Genomic DNA, 944 nt, shown 5'->3' on the forward strand with positions numbered 1-944 from the left:
CCGCCGCGCTTGACGAGCTGGGCGGCGATGACGTTGCGCTGGATCTCGTTGGTGCCCTCACCCACGATCATCAGCGGGGCGTCCCGGAAGTAGCGCTCCACGTCGAACTCCGTCGAGTAGCCGTACCCGCCGTGGATCCGCACCGCGTTCAGCGCCACCTCCATCGCGATCTCGGAGGTGAACAGCTTCGCCATCCCCGCCTCCATGTCGCACCGCTCCCCGGCGTCGAACTTCTCCGCCGCGAACAGGATCAGCTGCCGGGCCGCGGTGAGCTTGGTGCCCATCTCGGCCAGGTAGTTCCCGATCGACTGGTGCTGCCAGATCGGCTTACCGAACGACTCCCGCTCCTGGGCGTAGCGCAGCGCGTCGTCGAACGCCGCCTGCCCGACCCCCAGCGCCCGGGAGGCCACCTGGATCCGGCCGGTCTCCAGCCCCTTCATCATCTGCGCGAACCCCTTGCCCGGGACCGCACCGAGCACCGCGGACGCCGGCACCCGCATGTCGTCGAAGATCAGCTCACAGGCCTCGACGCCTTTGTACCCCAACTTCTTCAGGTCCTTCGACACCGTGAGCCCGGGACCGTGCTCGACCAGCAGCACCGAGATCCCGCGGTGCTTCGGCTCGGCCTTCGGGTCGGTCTTGCACAGCAGCGCGATCAGCCCCGACCGCCGCGCGTTGGAGATCCACGTCTTGGACCCGTTGACCACGTACTCGTCGCCGTCCAGCCGGGCCTGGGTGGCCATGTTCTGCAGATCCGACCCGCCGCCGGGCTCGGTGAGCGCCATCGTCGCGCGCAGCTCCCCGGTCGCCATCCGCGGCAGGTAGCGGTCCTTCTGCTCCTGGGTCCCGAACGCCAGCAGCAGCTTCGCGACCACCGTGTGCCCACCCATCGCCCCGGCCAGCGACATCCAGCCCCGCGCCAACTCGGCGGTGACCAGCGCATA

General features: G+C 69.3%; 1 protein-coding gene. It reads right to left on the minus strand.

The genetic code is table 11. The features are described 5' to 3' along the window. Positions 1-944, minus strand: a 944-nt coding sequence (locus PKE99_RS37845; RefSeq protein WP_271215071.1) for an acyl-CoA dehydrogenase family protein, incomplete at both ends; no start/stop codon positions are given.

It is taken from the genome of Pseudonocardia halophobica, from assembly GCF_027922425.1.
In the GTDB taxonomy this organism is placed as follows: Bacteria; Actinomycetota; Actinomycetes; order Mycobacteriales; family Pseudonocardiaceae; genus Pseudonocardia; species Pseudonocardia halophobica.